The organism is Neisseria dentiae (assembly GCF_024580525.1).
Classification (GTDB): domain Bacteria; phylum Pseudomonadota; class Gammaproteobacteria; order Burkholderiales; family Neisseriaceae; genus Neisseria; species Neisseria dentiae_A.
The window spans coordinates 262,012-278,443 of sequence record NZ_JANIKQ010000001.1 but is presented as its reverse complement, the minus strand read 5'-3'; the positions used below and the strand labels follow the sequence as shown (position 1 = coordinate 278,443).

General features: G+C 57.5%; 16 protein-coding genes and 1 pseudogene. 6 read left to right on the top strand and 11 right to left on the bottom strand.

Annotated elements, in window-relative coordinates:
- Window positions 1–23 precede the first annotated feature (23 nt).
- The 5 genes and pseudogenes from recB to NQ012_RS01430 form a co-directional block, all read right to left on the bottom strand.
- Window positions 24–3,647, bottom strand: a complete 3,624-nt coding sequence (gene recB / locus NQ012_RS01450; RefSeq protein WP_257065693.1) for an exodeoxyribonuclease V subunit beta — start codon at window positions 3,645–3,647, stop codon at window positions 24–26.
- A 158-nt stretch (window positions 3,648–3,805) separates the two neighbouring features.
- Window positions 3,806–4,075: a YihD family protein gene (locus NQ012_RS01445; protein ID WP_257065691.1), complete on the bottom strand. Its 270-nt coding sequence runs from the start codon at window positions 4,073–4,075 to the stop codon at window positions 3,806–3,808.
- 259 nt (window positions 4,076–4,334) lie between these two features.
- Window positions 4,335–4,598 (bottom strand): glutaredoxin family protein, encoded by a 264-nt coding sequence (locus NQ012_RS01440; protein WP_257065690.1) that lies wholly within the window; start codon window positions 4,596–4,598, stop codon window positions 4,335–4,337.
- Window positions 4,588–5,934 (bottom strand): polynucleotide adenylyltransferase PcnB, encoded by a 1,347-nt coding sequence (locus tag NQ012_RS01435; RefSeq protein ID WP_257065689.1) that lies wholly within the window; start codon window positions 5,932–5,934, stop codon window positions 4,588–4,590. Before NQ012_RS01435 ends, NQ012_RS01440 begins: the two co-directional genes overlap by 11 nt.
- 252 nt (window positions 5,935–6,186) lie before the next feature.
- Window positions 6,187–6,357: pseudogene (locus NQ012_RS01430) on the bottom strand (signal peptidase); the annotation flags it as partial.
- Here NQ012_RS01430 and NQ012_RS01425 point away from each other — a divergent pair.
- The 5 genes from NQ012_RS01425 to crcB all read left to right on the top strand — a co-directional run bounded on the left by NQ012_RS01425 (window position 6,356) and on the right by crcB (window position 9,102).
- Window positions 6,356–6,541, top strand: coding sequence for a DUF3460 family protein (locus tag NQ012_RS01425; RefSeq protein ID WP_085365914.1), 186 nt, complete (start codon window positions 6,356–6,358; stop codon window positions 6,539–6,541). The pseudogene NQ012_RS01430 and the gene NQ012_RS01425 overlap by 2 nt on opposite strands.
- Window positions 6,542–6,566: 25 nt before the next feature.
- Entirely contained in the window at window positions 6,567–7,235 is a 669-nt protein-coding gene (locus NQ012_RS01420) for a class I SAM-dependent methyltransferase (protein ID WP_257065686.1), read from the top strand.
- A gap of 13 nt (window positions 7,236–7,248) precedes the next feature.
- Window positions 7,249–7,914, top strand: coding sequence for a tetratricopeptide repeat protein (locus NQ012_RS01415; RefSeq protein WP_257065685.1), 666 nt, complete (start codon window positions 7,249–7,251; stop codon window positions 7,912–7,914).
- Between the two features lie 32 nt (window positions 7,915–7,946).
- Window positions 7,947–8,435: a 5-(carboxyamino)imidazole ribonucleotide mutase gene (gene purE / locus NQ012_RS01410; RefSeq protein ID WP_257065684.1), complete on the top strand. Its 489-nt coding sequence runs from the start codon at window positions 7,947–7,949 to the stop codon at window positions 8,433–8,435.
- Window positions 8,436–8,724: 289 nt separating this feature from the next.
- Complete coding sequence (crcB, locus tag NQ012_RS01405; protein ID WP_257065682.1) at window positions 8,725–9,102, top strand: fluoride efflux transporter CrcB; 378 nt, start codon at window positions 8,725–8,727, stop codon at window positions 9,100–9,102.
- A gap of 303 nt (window positions 9,103–9,405) precedes the next feature.
- Here the strand turns inward: crcB and NQ012_RS01400 are convergent, their stop codons facing one another.
- From NQ012_RS01400 to NQ012_RS01380, 5 genes are all read right to left on the bottom strand, one after another.
- Complete coding sequence (locus NQ012_RS01400; RefSeq protein ID WP_257065681.1) at window positions 9,406–10,014, bottom strand: 4'-phosphopantetheinyl transferase family protein; 609 nt, start codon at window positions 10,012–10,014, stop codon at window positions 9,406–9,408.
- 235 nt (window positions 10,015–10,249) lie between these two features.
- Window positions 10,250–11,941, bottom strand: coding sequence for a D-lactate dehydrogenase (gene dld / locus NQ012_RS01395; protein ID WP_257065680.1), 1,692 nt, complete (start codon window positions 11,939–11,941; stop codon window positions 10,250–10,252).
- 208 nt (window positions 11,942–12,149) lie between these two features.
- Window positions 12,150–12,425 (bottom strand): hypothetical protein, encoded by a 276-nt coding sequence (locus tag NQ012_RS01390; protein WP_257065679.1) that lies wholly within the window; start codon window positions 12,423–12,425, stop codon window positions 12,150–12,152.
- Window positions 12,409–12,822, bottom strand: a complete 414-nt coding sequence (locus NQ012_RS01385) for a phage holin family protein (protein ID WP_257065678.1) — start codon at window positions 12,820–12,822, stop codon at window positions 12,409–12,411. The genes NQ012_RS01390 and NQ012_RS01385 overlap by 17 nt, the downstream gene beginning before the upstream one ends.
- A gap of 110 nt (window positions 12,823–12,932) precedes the next feature.
- Complete coding sequence (locus NQ012_RS01380) at window positions 12,933–13,244, bottom strand: DUF883 family protein (protein WP_257065677.1); 312 nt, start codon at window positions 13,242–13,244, stop codon at window positions 12,933–12,935.
- A gap of 241 nt (window positions 13,245–13,485) precedes the next feature.
- Between NQ012_RS01380 and NQ012_RS01375 the strand changes: the two genes are divergently transcribed.
- A complete protein-coding gene (locus tag NQ012_RS01375; protein ID WP_257065676.1) occupies window positions 13,486–14,535 on the top strand; it encodes an NAD(P)-dependent alcohol dehydrogenase in 1,050 nt (349 codons plus the stop codon).
- Between the two features lie 367 nt (window positions 14,536–14,902).
- Here NQ012_RS01375 and NQ012_RS01370 read toward each other — a convergent pair whose 3' ends face one another.
- On the bottom strand, window positions 14,903–16,426 hold the full coding sequence (locus NQ012_RS01370; RefSeq protein ID WP_257065674.1) for an acetyl-CoA hydrolase/transferase family protein: 1,524 nt from the start codon (window positions 16,424–16,426) through the stop codon (window positions 14,903–14,905).
- Window positions 16,427–16,432: the final 6 nt, after the last annotated feature.

Sequence of the window (16,432 nt, the reverse complement as noted above, 5' to 3'; positions counted from 1 at the left end):
AAGGTCTCAAACTATAAATCAGATCAACCGTTTTCCAGCCAGTCGGCCAGCAGGCCGGTATCGATATCCCAGGCCCAGATGCCGTTGCCGCTGCCGTCGAGGCCGCGCAAAAAGAGGTAGCGCACGGCGATTTTCGGCACGGGTTGTTGCCGCGAACGGAAATAGCGGGCGGTGGCGACGGCGTAAATCAGGGCTTGCAGGTAATAGTGGTGGTGCGCCACCGCTTCGTTCATGGCCGCTTGGTGGTAATCGGCGGCGGTTTGCCCGAGATGGTTGGATTTGTAGTCAATTAAGGTAACGAGGCCGTCTGAATGCAGGCACACCATGTCGATAAAGCCGTTTAAAAAACCTTTTACATCGTTGAAATCCAACAGTTGCGCGGCGGTGGCGCATTCGGCGGGCAGGCCGTTATCGGGGCGGGCGAACCATTGCTGCAAATGCTTGAGCGAGAAATCGTGCATATACAGCGTGAATGCCATTTCGGCGCGGCGGCGTTTGGTGGGGGTGTCGGCGAGCGTGCCGCCGCCCAAGGGCGCGAGGCGGGTGTGCTCGAGCATGGTTTCGACGGCCTGCTGCCAGTGCGGCTCGAAGCCGTAGCGTTCGAGGGTGGTGCGCACGAGTTCGCTTTGGCCGGAGGCGGGCGCGGAAAAGTCGAACTGTTCCAAAATTTCGTGCAGACACACGCCGGCATCGGCACCGCGCGGGAAGGTGTGAATATCGTGCAGAACGGGGCTTTCAGACGGCCTGATTGCAGGTGTGTTGTCGGTTTCGGCGGCGTCGATTGCAGGTTGCAGCTCTTCGCGGGAGTGTTCTTCCGCGTTGCTGTGGCGGGTTTGGCGGCTCAAGCCGGTGAAGCTGGTGTGGCTCACGGTTTCAAAGCGGCGCTCGGGCAGAGTTTGGGCCTGATAGCGGCCGTCTGAAACCGTTGGCATCCGGTAACTTGCTGCCGGCGGTGCGCTTTCTATGAAAACAAAGTCGGTGTTTGGCGGGGCGTTTTCGATAAAACGCTGCCAGTTGTGTTGCAGCAGGGCGGCTTTTTCGGTTTTGTAGGCGGCTTCGGCTTCGATACGGCTGGTGTCGGCACCGCCTTCGAGCAGGTAGGCCAGCGGGTTGCGGGGTGTGTCGCCGCAATGGGCGGCATATACGGTTAGGCGTTCTTCGGCGCGGGTGAGGGCCACATAGAGCAGGCGCAGGTTTTCGCTGAGTGTTTCGTCGGCCAGGCGGTTTTCGTCGGCTTCGTCCGGCTGGTGCGGCGCGAGCAGCTCGGCCTGACCGTTGCGGTGGAGAATCTGCCAGTGGTTGTTTCCAGGTTTTTTGGCGTCCCACGCAAACGGGCAGAACACCACGGGATACTGCAAGCCTTTGGCGGCGTGCATGGTAACGATTTTCACCAGGTTTTCGTCGCTTTCCAGCCGCAGCAGGTTGCTGTCGGGGTGGCTGCGGCCATCTTCCGAGGCCGTCTGAATCTGTGCCAGCAGCCATTGGTGCAGCGCGGCGGGGCTGAGGCTTTGTTCGCTTTCTTCGGCCAGCCGCTCGATAATCTGGTGGTAGTTGGTGAGGCTGCGCTCGTTGCCTTGCGCCAGCAGCCGCGCTTCGATGCCGTGGCGTGCGGCAAACTGCTGCATAGCGGTGTAGATGCCGTATTGCTGCCAGGTTTCGGCGGCGGTTTGCGCCGATGCAATCCATTCGAGCAGGCTGCTTTCGTTGCGGTTGAGGGCGTAGAGTTCGGCGGCGGTTTGGCGGAACAGCACGCCGCCGAGCACGAAGCGCAGCGGCCCGGTGTCGTGCGGTTGCAGCCAGAAGCCGAGCAGGGCGGCGAGGGCGGCGGCTTCTTCGGTGGCGAACACCGATTCGCGGCTTAACAGCACGCTTTGGATGCCGCGCTTTTTCAATTCGGCGGCCACCATCTGCCCTTCGCGGTGGGTGCGCACCAACACGGCAATCTGCCCCGCTTGCAGCGGTTTTCCGGCTTCATCGGGGTGTTTTTGGTAGTTCAGACGGCCTGAAGCGGCTTGGTTGAGCAGGTCGGCGGTTTCGTCGGCGCAGTATGCGGCGGCGCGGTGGCGCAGCATGTCTTTGTTATCGCCCTCGTCGGGGCGGTTGAGCCAGCGCACCTGTATGGCGCTGCCGCCGCCGTTCAGACGGCAGGTTTCGCGTGCGGCATCAACATCGGCATAGCCGATATGTTCGAGCACGAACGGGCGGTTTTTTTGCTTGAAAAGGGCGTTGATGCCGCGTATCAGGCTGCCGTGGCTGCGGTGGTTGACCGCGAGCGTGTAGTGTTTGCCGGCATCGCGCGCGGCTTGCAGGTAGGCGTGGATGTCGGCGCCGCGGAAGCTGTAGATGGCCTGTTTGGGGTCGCCCACCAGAAACAGCGGGCGGTTTTGTTCGGCAAACAGGCGGTTGAAAACGGCGTATTGCAGCGGGTCGGTGTCTTGGAATTCGTCTATCAGCGCGGCCTGCCAGTTGGCTGCGGCGGTTTGCGCCAGCGTGGCGGCGTGCGCGCCGGTGGTGAGGGCGTTGTAAACGTCGAGCAGCAAATCGTCGAACACGCGTTCGCGGCGGTTTTTTTTGCGCTCGGCCAGCGCGGCGGCGAGATGGTCGAGCAGGTCGAAATAGAGGGCGGCAAGGGCGTCTTGTTCGGCTTGGGCGACGCTTGCCAGTTTGCGGCCGAACTCGGCCAGTTTGTTGAATTCGACTTGGGTTTCGGCATCCACCGTTTTGCCTTTTTTGAGTTTGCCGGGCAGTACATCGGCGGAAAGGTTTTCCAGACGTTTGAAAAAATCTTTGCCGTCTTTCGGCACGTCGGGCAGGCGGTTGTTTTCTGCGGCCTGTTGCAGGGTGGCGAAGAGTTCTTGATAGGAATTTTTTCTGAAATAGGTGCCGTTTAAAACGGTTGCGGACAGCGCCCAAAACTTTTCTTCCAAAGCGGGCAGGGCGGTGCGGATTTCTTGCCAGATTTGTTCCAATTCGGCATAGCTTGCGGCCAAATCGCCCGCAGGCCGTCTGAAAACCAAATAGGGGCGGGCGGTAAAGTTTTTAACGGCTGCCAAGGCGGTTTGCGGGGTTTGGCGGTGTTTGAACACCAGTTGCGCCAATAAAGGGTCGGGCGCTACTTTGGTGCGCCAGAAATCTTGCGCGGGCACAAGCAGGCGCTCGCGGGTGTCGTCGGTGAGTTCCACGTCGAACGGTACTTGGCACAGAAAGGCATAATCGCGCAGCAGCCGCTGGCAGAAGCCGTGTATGGTGTAAATCGCGGCGTTGTCGAACCGGCCGACGGCGGCCTTCAGGCGCACAATCAGCCGCTCGCGGCTTTCTTGCCGCAGGGCTTGTTGCAGCAGCGGCAGGATAAAGTTGTCGCCGGAGTGGCGGCTGCGGCAGTGGTTTTGCAGGCCGTCTGAAGTGCCGCCGTGTTCCAATGCCGATAAGGCGTCGTCCAAACGCGCGCGCAGGCGGGTTTTCAACTCGGCGGTGGCGGCTTTGGTGAAGGTAACCACCAGCACGCTTTCCACCGGCATTTTTTCGAGCACGATCAGGCGGGTGAAGAGGGCGGCGATGTTGTAGGTTTTGCCCGTGCCGGCCGAGGCTTCAATCAGGTTGGTGCCTTCGATGGTGATGGCGAGGGGGTCGAACGGCTGTGCGTGCATGGCGGCTTGGAAAATAGGTTGGAAGTAGGGCGGTTTTGATTATTCAGACGGCCTGAAGCATTTGCAAATTCCTGCCGGTGTTTGCAGAGCCGGTGCCGTATGCGGGCATGGGCGCACACAGACGGTTTTGGGTTGCGCCCTCTGTTTATTCTTTGGTTTTATTCTTTGATGATGCCGCGCGCTTTGAGCAGGGCGGTTTTGAAGTCTTCTTCGTAATCTTTCTGCACGCCCGGAATCGGGTCGTGTTTGCCGCGGCCGCTCATTTTCAGGTGGTAGATAATCACTTCGTCGGTCAGCTCGGCAAGCGGTTTGTCGAAGCCCGCTTCGTCGGCGATTTTCTGCAAAACCTGCGGCAGGTTCAGCTCGGGGTCTTTCGACCAATAAGGTTGCAGCAGCTCGAGCAGTTCGCGTAAACGGTGGCTTCTCATGGCGGTTCCTTTTTGTGGCGGTATGTAAATTAAGCGGATAGTGTAAGGGTTTTTGCGGCGCGGCACAAAGGTATCAGGCCGTCTGAACAATTGTTTTCAGACGGCCTGAAGTTTGCAGGGTGCAGGCTTTTATAGTAACCGGCTTAAGAAAAAGTACAACCGTCATACTCGGGCTTGACCCGAGTATCTTTATTTTCTTTGAACTCGGAGATACTCGGGTCAAGCCCGAGTATGACGGAGCGGTTGCTAAACAAGTGGTTTAACTCTGGCGGCGGGCGTGCAAAAACGCCTGCAATTTGGGTTCGTCTAAAAACCAATGGCAGATTTCGGTGCCGCCGTGCAGCAAAACGGGCACCAGCTCGTTGTATTTTTCTTCCAACTGCGGGTCGCTGTCCACGTCGATGATTTCCAAATCAAATCCGTATTCGGCTTGGTAGGGCAGCAGGGCGTCGCGCATTTTGTGGCACAGGCTGCAATATTCGCGGAACATCAGCGTTAACGCCAAACGGTTTTCAGACGGCATGGCCGCCACCTTCTTTCTTTTTGCGCGGCTTGCGGCGGCGTTTGCGTTTTTCTCCGCTTTCGCTGCCGCTTTCTTGCTCCTGCTTGGCGCTCATCAGCAGGCGGGTTTCGTCGTCGGCGTGTTGGAAGGCCGTCCACCATTGCGCCAGCTCGGAATCGGCGCTGCCCGTTTCGGCGCGCAGCAGCAGAAAATCGTAGGCGGCGCGGAAGCGCGGCTGGGCAATCAGGCGGTGCGGCCGTGCGCCGCGGCGGTTGGCAAACTGCGGTTGGAGCTGCCAGATTTCGCGCATGGTGGCGGAAAACCGCTGCGGCACGCCCCAGCCTTTTTCGATGTCGCGCAGCTCGTTAACGGCCTGCGTGAGTGCGGGTGTCGGTTTGAGACCTGCGGCGAGGTTGCGCTGCCAATAATTTTCGAGTTGCGGCCACATCACGGCGGCCAGCACGAAACCCACCGACACCGATTTATCGGCGCGCAAACGCTCGTCGGTGTTGCGCAGGGCCAGCGTAACGATGTTCTGCCCGCCTTTGCCCGCCTGTTGCAGGGCGGTGAGAATCGGGTGGATGTCGGCGGCAACGCCCAAGCGTTCCAACTGCGCCAGGCATTGCAGGGCGTGGCCGGAAAACAGCAGCTTCATGATTTCGTCGAACAGGCGCGCCACCGGCTCCTGTTTCAGACGGCCTGCATACTCCGCCACCGGCGCGGCGGTTTCCTGCTCCACTTCAAAACCGAGTTTGGCCGACAGGCGCACGGCACGCAACACGCGCACGGGATCTTCCTGATAGCGTGCGGCCGGGTCGCCGATCATCACCAGCTTGCGGGCGCGGATGTCGGCCACGCCGTGGTGGAAATCGGTAATCTGCTGGCGTATCGGGTCGTAATACAGCGCGTTGCAGGTGAAGTCGCGGCGCATGGCGTCTTCTTCCATGCTGCCGTAGGTGTTGTCTTTCATGATGCGGCCGTGCTCGTTGTGCTGCACCTTGCCGCCGCCGCGGAATGTGGTTACTTCGATGGTTTCCGGCCCCACCATCACATGCACGATCTGAAAGCGCCGGCCGATGATGCGGCTGCGGCGGAATATTTTGCGCACCTGTTCGGGCGTGGCATCGGTGGCCACGTCGAAATCTTTCGGCTCGATGCCCAGCAACAGGTCGCGCACCGCCCCGCCCACCACATAGGCTTCAAACCCTTCGTTGTGCAGACGGCGCACCACCTTTTCGGCGGCAAAGCTGAGCATATCGGCGCTGATGCGGTGTTCGGCGAACGGAACCACTTCTTTGTGCGCACGCGCTCCGCCCGATTTGCCGGGCAGCACCTTGTGCAGCCATTTTTTCAACATATTGTTCCAACCATAAAACAAGGCCGTCTGAAACGCCTGAAACCTTTGCAGAAAACCCTGCGTACAAACCTTTCTGCAAAGGTTTCAGACGGCCTGCGTTACTCAATCAGCGGGGTTGTTTGCCAAACCCGCCGCGCTTTGTAAAACGGCGCATTATACCCCATCGCCACACGCCGCGCACAAAGCGCCCCGCATCACACCGCACGCGCCGTTTTTTCGGCTATAATCCCGCGTATTCCGCAACATAACGTGAGACCTTTGCAAAATCCCCAGATGTGGATGCAGTTCAAGGCGTAGCAGCGCAGCGAGCGCAGACATAACATGGAGTTAGGCAAGCGAGCGAGCAGCGCACAACGCAGAAATGCGCCGCAGATGGGGGTTTTGCAAAGGTCTCAACGTGTAAAACCAAAGAGAACACACCATGTATCACTACAAATCCGAAGCCACCCGTTTTCTTGACGACTACATCGAAAAACACCCCGAAGAAGCCGAGCAGCGCCTGAAAAACCGCGCCCTTCTGTGGGATGTCGAACTCAACCCCGAAGAGCAGGCAGGCTACGAAGCGGCCAAACTGCCGAAAAAGCCCTACGCCTACCAGCCCGACTGATATTTTTCAGACGGCCTTTGCAGCCATGGCAACCCACAAACACAATATCGCCCCGCAGCTTGCCGGCTATCTGAACAGCATCGGCGAACCCGAACCGCCCGTTTTGGCCGCCCTGCGCCGGCGCACCGCAGAACACCGCTTGGGCAGAATGGCCATCGCCCCCGAGCAGGCAGCCTTGCTCACTTGGCTGGCGCGGCTGATCCGTGCCGAACACTATCTCGAAGTGGGCGTGTTTACCGGTTACAGCAGCACCGCCATGGCTTTGGCCCTGCCGCCCGAAGGCACCGTTACCGCCTGCGACATCAACGTTACCTTTACCGACATCGCCCGCGAAACCTGGCAGGCCGCAGGCGTGGCGCACAAAATCACCCTGCACTTGCAACCCGCGCTGCTCACGCTCGACGATCTGATTGCAGAAGGGCGCAGCGGCACTTACGACATCGCCCTGATTGATGCCGACAAACCGCCCACCCCGCAATATTTCGAGCGCTGCCTGCAACTGGTGCGCAGCGGCGGCATCATCGCCATCGACAACGTATTGCTCGGTGGGCGCGTGCTGCAACCCGTTACCGCCGACAGCCCGCCCGCCCACGCCGTTTTGCAGGCATTCAACCGAAACCTGCCGCACGATAACCGCATCATTCCCATCACTCTGCCCGTGGGCGACGGCCTCACCCTGCTGTTGAAAAAATAACCGCGAGGACATCATGAACCCCAAATTCCCCGCCCTGCTGCTTTCTTCCGTTTTACTGCTGAACGCCTGCGCCAATACGGGCGCTTCGCCGTCTTCCGCAACGCAAGGCAATCCGGCCGATACGCGCATTCCCTATCCCGAACCCGACACACAGGCGCAAATCGATAATTTGGGCATTCAGATGGCCCGTTTGGAAAAACAGATAGAAAGCCTGCAAACCCGCGTGCGCCAATTGGAGCGCCGCGCACCGGCCGTCCGCACGCCGGCCCGCACCGGCAGCGGCACGGCCGTGCCCGCCGAACCTGCCCGCACCGTTGCCAGCGACTACGATAACGCCCTCAAACACTACCACAGCGGCAATTACGCCGCCGCCATCGCCCTGCTGCGCGGCGCCGACAGCGGCGGCAACGGCAGCGACGATGCCCGCCAGCGTATGTATCTGCTGTTGCAAAGTCATCAGCGTATGGGCAACTGCGAGTCGGTTATCAATATCGGCAACCGCTTCGCCAACCGCTTCCGCAACAGCGCCCAGGCATCAGAGGCCCTGTTCAGCGTGGGTTCGTGCCAATACCGTATGCAGCAGCAGGACATCGCCCGCGACACCTGGCGCAAACTGATTCAAATCTATCCCGACAGCCCGGCCGCCAAACGTGCGTACGGCGAATTGAAAAAACGCTGATTAACCAAATAGTAAAATTTAAAGGAACCAACATGGCTCAAGTAGGCATCATTATGGGCAGCAACAGCGACTGGCCGGTTATGGAGCATGCCGCACAGTTTTTAAAAGAGTTCGGCGTTGAATACGAAGCGCGCGTCGTTTCCGCACACCGTACCCCCGATTTAATGTTCGAATACGCCGAAACCGCGCGCGCGCGCGGCATCAAAGCCATCATTGCGGGTGCGGGCGGAGCCGCCCATCTGCCCGGCATGGTGGCCGCCAAAACCACCGTGCCGGTGTTGGGCGTGCCCGTGCCGAGCAAATACCTGCGCGGAGAGGATTCGCTGCTGTCTATCGTACAGATGCCCAAGGGCATTCCCGTGGCCACGTTCGCCATCGGCGAAGCCGGTGCGGCCAACGCCGCGTTGTTTGCCGTTGCCCTGCTGGCCAACGAAAGCCCCGAATTGGCCGAAAAACTCGAAGCCTTCCGCCGCAAACAAGAGGCCGCCGTGTTGGCGATGGAGCTGCCCGCAGCGCAATAAATGCCGTAGCTTTTGCAAAACTGCCTTCAGGCCATCTGAAAACTTAATGCGGATACACGGTTTCCGGTAGCACCGGCCCGTCATTGCCGGGCTTGACCCGTCAATCCGGCACCGGATACTTCTGAAATATTCACCTTTCGCCTGAATGCAAATGCCGGACTATCGGGTCAAGCCCGATAATGACGAAATCAAACATTTCAGACGGCTTTAATGAGTTTTGCAAAGATCTCAGGCCGTCTGAAAACCTTTTCCGGCACAGGCCGCCCATTGGGTTTAACAGGATACCGCCATGTTCGCCAATTTTTCCGCCATCGTTGCAGGCGCCGCATTCGGTGCGTTGCTGCGCTACGCGTTCGGCCTGTGGTTTGCCGGCACGGCTTCGTGGTTTGCGTTCGGTACACTGGCGGCAAACTGGGTGGGCGCTTATTTAATCGGCCTGATTGCCGCTTTGCTGGACTGTTTCCCTGCGCTCAGCCCCAATTGGCGTTTGCTGCTGATCACCGGTTTTCTCGGCAGCCTCACCACTTTTTCGGGGTTTTCTCTGGAAATCATCGGTATGCTGCAAACGCAGCGGTGGGGTGCGGCGCTGTCGGTGGTTTCGCTGCATTTGTTCGGCTCGCTGCTGCTGACCGCTTTGGGTTTGGCAACGGTGCAGCTGTTCCGCTGAAAACGGAACGCAGCCATGCTGTGATAAATAAACTTCAGGCCGTCTGAAACATTTCAGACGGCCTGAAACATTTATGGCGGATAAGCTAGCTTCGATGCGAGGCAGCCGCAGACAGTACGGTATATAGTGAATTTACTTAAGAAAAAGTACATACGTCATATTCTGGCTTGACCCGAGTATCTCATTTTCCTAAAAATTTCTGAAACCCGAAAAGATACTCGGGCCAAGCCCGAGTATGACAAAACTGTTACTAAAATTTAGTGGATTCACTCTAGTTAAGTCACTATGGTAACCGGCCGGTTATTATCCGTAGCGTTCAACCGGCCCGCAGGCCGAGCCGCCCAGTGTTTGCAGCTCGATTTCCGCCTGCCCGTGCCACACGCAAGAGAGCATCCAGCTACCGTTTACGGCGGTGCTGATGCCTTGCCAGCCGCGCCGTCCGTTAACGTGCAGGCAGGTTAGGCCGTCTGAAAAGGTTTGCAGCCCCACGCGCATCATGTCGGCAGGAAAATCCAAACCGGCGGCTTTCAGCAGCGCTTCTTTGAGTGTCCACAAACGGTAGAAGCCGTCGGCCTGCCAGCCGTTTGCCGACAGTATCCGCCGTTCGTTTTCCGTGGCCACCCATCCGGCCAGCGCGGCAAAGTCGCGCGGGCGTATGGCTTCGATGTCCGTTCCTGCTTTGATGGCGTCGCAGCCGCACAATAGTGCAGCCGCCCCTTTGCTGTGCGAAAGGGAACAAACCGGCAAGGGAGCCTGCTGTTTCAGGTAACGGCTAACCTGCCAGTCGGTGCGCGTTGCCAGCGCGGGGTTGCGTTGAACGCGCAGTCGGTCTGCTTCGTTCAGCGCATCGGGGCGGTATAAAGCTGCGGTGCGGTTGTCGGCAATCAGGCAAATCAGGTGCGGGGTGTCCATATCATATCGGGAAGGTTTTCAGACGGCCTATCTTTGCAAATTCCAAGTAACAGTTTTCAAAATACTTACGTCATACTCGGGCTTGACCCGAGTATCTACCGGTTCTTTCGTAACGATAAGATACTCGGGTCAAGCCCGAGTATGACGCAGAGTAGATATTTTCAAATTTCGATGGGCTTTTTGAAAAATTTTCAGACGGCCTAAACGAATTTTGCAAAGGTCTCGGCCTGTGCGCTTAGTCGGCCCAATGCTTTTTCTTGGAGGTTTTGCCGATGCCCGGGTTGAAACTGTTGGTGGGGTCGAGTTTGCGGTAAAACTGCTTCAGCGCGGGTTTGGCTTCGTATAGGTGGCCGACGTTGTGCTCGGCGGGGTATTGCGCGCCGCGTTGGTCGAGCAGGTGCAGCATTTCGTGTTCCAGCGCCTGGCAGTCGTGGCCTTTTTTCACGATGTAGTCTTGGTGGAACACGTGGCACATAAAGTGGCCGTAATAGAGTTTGTGGCTGATTTTGTTGTCGATTTCTGGCGGTAGTTGTTCGAACCAGTCGTTATCGTTGCGGCGCAGGGCGATGTCGAGGGCAACGATGTCTTCCACTTCTTTGTCGTGCACGGCGCGGTAACGCACGGCGGCGGAGGCGACGGCGAAGCGGTGCAGCATGGCGGCTTGGGTTTCTTCGGGGCTGCACTCGAAATAAGCGCCCGATTTGCCGCTGAAGTAGTCTTTCAAAAAGGCGCGCGCTTCTTCCACGCCTTCGCCGCCCATTTTTAAAATCAAGTGGTGCTCGAAGCGGTTGCGGTAGTCGCGCAGCGATTGCGGCAGGTGTTCGGGCAGGTATTTGCTGGCAAATTGCAGGGCTTTGTCGCTGAAGTGTGCGGGCAGGATGCCGAGTTTTTTGCCGAGGCGGTCGGCTTTGGCTTTGAGGTCGAACAGTTGCGGCAGGCGGTGGGTGCCGAATTTTTTAATCACCCAGAAAGTGTCTTTGCCGTACACCGCCGCCATGTCGAAAGCGTCGCGGTGGATGTATTCGCCGGAAACGGGCAGGTTTTTGAAATCGGCCAGCACGGCGCGGCGGATGGCGGTGAGTTCGTCGGTGCTGTTGGTGCCGATATAGAACACGGCGGTGTGTTTTTCGAGCGGAAAGGTGTCGAGGCGAACGGCAAACACCATCAGTTTGCCCGCGCAGCCCGAGGCTTCGTAGTGGCGCGCGGGGTCGGCGTTGAAGCGGGCGGCGCTGGGTTCGTCAACCTGCCGCACATGGTTGCAATAGTCGTGGTCGTGGCCTTTGCCGGCATCGGGCGTGATGTCTTTCTGCCGGTAATGGTGGCCTTGCAGGTTGGTGAGGATTTCTTCGGGCGTGTCGCCCAAATCGATGCCCAAGTGGTTGATAAGATGCAGTTCGCCGTTTTCGTCTAATTGTGCGAACAGCGCCATTTCGGTGTAGGCCGGCCCGCGCTGCACCAGCGCGCCGCCTGAATTGTTGCACACGCCGCCGAGCACCGATGCGCCGATGCACGACGAGCCGATAACTGAGTGCGGCTCGCGGCCCAAAGGCTTGAGCAGCAGCTCGAGCTGGTTGAGCGTGGCGCCGGGCAGGCAGACGACTTGTTCGTTGTTGCTGATGGGGCGGATGATGTTCATACGCATGGTGTTCACAATCACGATGTCGCGGTCGTAATCGTTGCCGTCGGGCGTGGAGCCGCCGGTGAGGCCGGTATTGGCGGCCTGCGTGAGCACAATCACATCGGCCGCTACGCAGGCTTGCAGGATTTTCCATTGTTCCAGCAGCGTGCCCGGCCGCACCACGGCCAGCGCGCGGCCTTCGCCGAAGCGGTAGCCTTGGCGGTAGGGTTCGGTTTTGGCGGGGTCGGTGATGATGTAGGGTGCGCCGACGATGTCGGTTAAGGTTTGCAGCAGTTGGGAGGCAGTCATGGCGGTGGATTTTTTGGGGGTTTAAAAATGTGAGTTTGCGGGGTTTTTCGGGTGTGGTCAAATGCGGTTGGCAAAGTGTCCGCATGATTAAACGTTAATCATCTTTGTAAGCGGTTCAGGCCGTCTGAAAGCCTTGTTGTCCGGTTTTCAGACGGCCTGAATGAATTCTGCAAAGCTTCCGGCCTGTTTTGAAGCAAACGTTAAACCGTCAGCGTTTGTTGTCCTGCCGCCAAACCTGCCACAGCAGCAAGCCGGCGGCGGTGAAGATACGGTGCTTCCAGCTTAAAGGCAGCAGCAGGCTTTTCCAGATCAGGTTTTGCGAAGGCAGGCCGTCGGCCAGGCCGAGAATGGTGTTGAAGCCGGTGTCGATCATGCTTTGCCGTTCGCGCGCCCGTTGCATTTTCAAACGCTCGGCGGTGATTTTCAAACGCGCCAGCTCGGCCTGCATTTCTAACAGTTGGCGTTCTTCATGCTTGGCGTTCATCGGTTTTTTCCTCCTTATCCTGCACCGCCATGCCGCGCAGACAGGCGATATCCTGCTGCATTTCGCGCAGGGTGGCGGCCACTTGGGCGTTTTTGTTTTTCCATGAAGAAACCGACCATGAGGCCAACGCGGCAATCGCCAGCAGGCTGCAAACGGCCAGGCCGAAAAACACCCAGATTTTGGCTTCGCCGCTTAAAACATGGTTCAAACCCAACAGCAGGCTGATCATGCCGAACACAAACAATGCGCCCATCAGCACCACGGCGGCGAAAATCCGCACCACCGCGGCGGCTTGGTCGCTGACGTCCAGTTGCAGCATACGCAGCCGCAGCAGGAATAAATCTACGCCTTGGTTCAGCAGCACTTGGAAATGGTTGATGTGTTGTTTCAGGCTCATGGATATCCTTTTGATTAATTTAGACATTGCTGCTTTCTAAGCTGCCGGTGCAACAAAGCATAACATAAAAAAGCCGTCTGAAAATGTTTCAGACGGCCTCGGATACTGCCTTAGCGGCGGTTGAGCAATACGCCCACCACCAAGCCTGCCAAAGCGGCGAAGCCCATGGCGTAGTAGGGCTTTTCCTGCACCAGTTCGTCGGCCTGTTTGGCGGTATGCTTCACTTTGCGGGCGGCCTGCTCTTCAAAATCATACAGTTTGGTTTTGGCCGCGCTCAGCTTGTCTTGCAGTTTGGCTTTCAGGGCTTTGGCTTCTTCGCTGCCGCTTTCCACGCCGTTGTTGTACAACTCTTCCACATCGTTGAGAACAGAACGGATTTCTTTCATCAATGCTTCTTTTTGCTGGTCGAAATCGTGTTTCATAAAAGCCTCCTTGCAGGTTTTCGGTTAAAAAAGGGTTACAGCATAATCTCATATAAGGCTGAAGTATATATATTCAACAGTATATAGCGAAATTACCGGCCGATTTAAAAAATATGGGCTTTGCGCCCATTCCGCCCGCGCGGTTTATCCCGCTGTTTAAAAGGCGTATAGTGGTAGCCGACAGGCCGTCTGAAAACCTTTCTAAAACAAAATATTTTCCAACCTCAACAGGAGATAAGCCATGACTCAAACCGTACAAGGCTATGCCGCCCATTCGCACGACACCCCGCTGGTGCCTTTCAGCTTCGAGCGCCGCGACCCGCGGCCGGACGATGTGGTTATCGATATTCTTTACACCGGTGTGTGCCACAGCGATTTGCACGCCGCCCGCAACGACTGGGGCTTTACCACTTATCCCGTGGTTCCCGGCCACGAAATCGTCGGCCGCGTAACCGCCGTGGGCAGCGGAGTGGATAAATTCAAAGTGGGCGATTTGGTGGGCGTAGGCTGTTTGGTCGACAGCTGCCGCGAATGCGAACCGTGCCGCAACCATCTGGAGCAATATTGCGACAACGGCTTTGTCGCCACTTACGACTCCACCGACAAACACGACGGCCTGCGCACCTACGGCGGTTACTCGAAAAGCATCACCGTGAGCGACGCTTTCGTGCTTAAAGTGCCCGAAAACCTCGACACCAAAGCCGTGCCGCCGATTTTATGCGCCGGCATTACCACTTGGTCGCCGCTACGCCGTTGGAAGGTGGGCAAAGGCAGCAAAGTGGCGGTGGTCGGCCTCGGCGGTTTGGGGCATATGGCCATCAAACTCGCGCATGCTTTGGGTGCGGAAGTGAGCCTGTTTTCCCGCAGCCCCGGCAAGGCCGACGATGCCTACCGTTTGGGCGCCGACAAGGTGATTTTGTCCACCGACAACGCACAAATGCAGGCCGCCGCCAACCAGTTTGATTTGATTATCGACACCGTGCCTTACGAACACGACGTCAACCCTTATATGCCGACGCTGAAACTCGACGGCACATTGGTGTTTGTTGGACTGGTGGGCGATATCACCCCCGCGCTTTCCACCATTCCGATGATTTTCAAACGCCGCAACGTGGCCGGTTCGCTGATTGGCGGCCTGAAAGAAACGCAGGAGCTGCTCGACTTCTGCGGCGAGCACAATATCGTTTCCGATATCGAAGTGATTGATATGAAAGATATTAACGAAGCCTACGAGCGTATGCTGAAAAGCGATGTGAAATACCGTTTTGTAATCGATATGGCCACGTTGTAAGTTTGGGTTTGGTTTGATCGAAAGGCCGTCTGAATGTTTTTCAGACGGCCTGAGGCCTTTGCAAAAAAGCCGTTTTAATCCTGAATGTATTATATTTCGTCATACTCGGGCTTGACCCGAGTATCTGTTATTTCTTTTGAAACAAAAAGATGCTCGGGTCAAGCCCGAGCATGACGCAAGCGTTTTAAGGTGCCTAAACAAATTTTGCAAAGGTCTCGGCCTGAATCTTTGTACAAACATTTTAAGGCCGTCTTGGAAGTGCTTTTCTCAAACTGATTGACTATCAAGCTCCGGTTCAGTCAGGCAAAGTCAAGCCGAATAAAAACCCCTTGCAAAAGCTGCAAGGGGTTGGCGGATACCAATACGGTTATTTGATGCGCATATCGCCGGTTTCGACGAAACGTTGGTGCCAGGAAAGGGCTTCCAGCAGCAGGTGCGGCGTGTGCAGGCCGCCTGCTTTTTCGGCGCGGTCGAAATAATCGTTCAACTGGTCGCGGTATTCGGGGTGGGCGCAGTTGTTGATAATCAGCTTCGCACGCTGGCGCGGTGATTTGCCGCGCAAATCGGCCATGCCCTGTTCGGTTACGATGAACATCACATCGTGTTCGGTGTGGTCGTGGTGGGAAACCATCGGCACGATGCAGGAAATCGCACCGTCTTTGGCCACCGAGGGCGACACGAAGAACGAGAAGAAGGCGTTGCGGGTGAAGTCGCCGGAGCCGCCGATACCGTTCATCATTTTGGTGCCCATTACGTGGGTGGAGTTTACGTTGCCGTAGATATCGGCTTCGATCATGGCGTTCATGCCGATAACGCCCAAACGGCGGATAACTTCGGGGTTGTTGGTGTATTCCATCGGGCGCAAGATGATTTTGTCGCGCAAAAACTCGATGTTGTCATTAAAGCGTTGCAGCGCATCGGGGCTGAACGAAAGGGCGGTAGCGGAAGCCGATTTCATTTTGCCGGCGATAATCAGGTCGAGCATGCCGTCTTGCAGCACTTCGGTGTAACCGGTGAGATCGTCAAACGGCGCGTCCAACAGGCCGGCCAATACGGCGTTGGCCACGTTGCCCACGCCCGATTGCAGCGGCAGCAGGTTTTTCGGCAGGCGGCCGGCTTTCACTTCATGCGAGAAGAAGTCGATGATTTGCGCGGCGATGCGTTTGGAGTTGTCGTCGGGGTCGGCGAATTTGCTGTTGCGGTCGCCGCTGTTGGTGAGTACTACAGCAACGATTTTGTCCAAATCGCATTCCAAATAGGGCGAGCCGATGCGGTCGAACGGGCCGGTAATCGGGATGGGTTTGCGGTGCGGCGGCACACCGATGTCGTACACCACGTCGTGCATGCCTTCCAGTTTTTCATTTTGGGCGGAGTTTACTTCGATTATCACTTTTTTCGCTGCTTTCAGCGCTTCGTTACCATGGCCGATGCCCATGGCGGGGATGATTTTGCCGTCGGCGGTGATACCGGCGGCTTCGATGATGGCGATATCGAAATTGCCGTAGAAGCCTTGGCGCATCTGCTGTTCAACGTGCGACAAGTGCATGTCTTGGTAGGCGATATTGCCGGCGTTGATGCTGTTGCGGATGCCGGGGTCGGATTGGAAGGGGTTGCGGAAGCTTACACAATTGGCGGCGGCCAATACGCCGTCGCATTCTGGGGCAGTGGAAGCGCCGGTGATCATGCCGATGGCAAACGCTTCACCGCGCGCATGGGCGGCTTTGGCGCGCTCGGCGATGGCGGTGGGCAGCTCTTTGGGATAGCCAGCGCCGGTAAAGCCGCTGATGGCAACGGTCATGCCGTTTTGCACAAATTCGGCCGCTTGTTCGGCCGACATGATTTTGGCGCGCAGGCCTTCGTGTTTGATGCGTTCTGCTGCGTTGGCAGTCATGAGTGT

What these genes read in the sequence shown, in the direction of transcription:
- recB (WP_257065693.1), bottom strand. Translation starts at nt 3,647, where the DNA reads ATGCACGCACAGCCGTTCGACCCCCTCGCCATCACCATCGAAGGCACC.
- NQ012_RS01445 (WP_257065691.1), bottom strand. Translation starts at nt 4,075, where the DNA reads ATGAGAAGCCACCGTTTACGCGAACTGCTCGAGCTGCTGCAACCTTAT.
- NQ012_RS01440 (WP_257065690.1), bottom strand. Translation starts at nt 4,598, where the DNA reads ATGCCGTCTGAAAACCGTTTGGCGTTAACGCTGATGTTCCGCGAATAT.
- NQ012_RS01435 (WP_257065689.1), bottom strand. Translation starts at nt 5,934, where the DNA reads ATGTTGAAAAAATGGCTGCACAAGGTGCTGCCCGGCAAATCGGGCGGA.
- NQ012_RS01425 (WP_085365914.1), top strand. Translation starts at nt 6,356, where the DNA reads ATGTATCACTACAAATCCGAAGCCACCCGTTTTCTTGACGACTACATC.
- NQ012_RS01420 (WP_257065686.1), top strand. Translation starts at nt 6,567, where the DNA reads ATGGCAACCCACAAACACAATATCGCCCCGCAGCTTGCCGGCTATCTG.
- NQ012_RS01415 (WP_257065685.1), top strand. Translation starts at nt 7,249, where the DNA reads ATGAACCCCAAATTCCCCGCCCTGCTGCTTTCTTCCGTTTTACTGCTG.
- purE (WP_257065684.1), top strand. Translation starts at nt 7,947, where the DNA reads ATGGCTCAAGTAGGCATCATTATGGGCAGCAACAGCGACTGGCCGGTT.
- crcB (WP_257065682.1), top strand. Translation starts at nt 8,725, where the DNA reads ATGTTCGCCAATTTTTCCGCCATCGTTGCAGGCGCCGCATTCGGTGCG.
- NQ012_RS01400 (WP_257065681.1), bottom strand. Translation starts at nt 10,014, where the DNA reads ATGGACACCCCGCACCTGATTTGCCTGATTGCCGACAACCGCACCGCA.
- dld (WP_257065680.1), bottom strand. Translation starts at nt 11,941, where the DNA reads ATGACTGCCTCCCAACTGCTGCAAACCTTAACCGACATCGTCGGCGCA.
- NQ012_RS01390 (WP_257065679.1), bottom strand. Translation starts at nt 12,425, where the DNA reads ATGAACGCCAAGCATGAAGAACGCCAACTGTTAGAAATGCAGGCCGAG.
- NQ012_RS01385 (WP_257065678.1), bottom strand. Translation starts at nt 12,822, where the DNA reads ATGAGCCTGAAACAACACATCAACCATTTCCAAGTGCTGCTGAACCAA.
- NQ012_RS01380 (WP_257065677.1), bottom strand. Translation starts at nt 13,244, where the DNA reads ATGAAACACGATTTCGACCAGCAAAAAGAAGCATTGATGAAAGAAATC.
- NQ012_RS01375 (WP_257065676.1), top strand. Translation starts at nt 13,486, where the DNA reads ATGACTCAAACCGTACAAGGCTATGCCGCCCATTCGCACGACACCCCG.
- NQ012_RS01370 (WP_257065674.1), bottom strand. Translation starts at nt 16,426, where the DNA reads ATGACTGCCAACGCAGCAGAACGCATCAAACACGAAGGCCTGCGCGCC.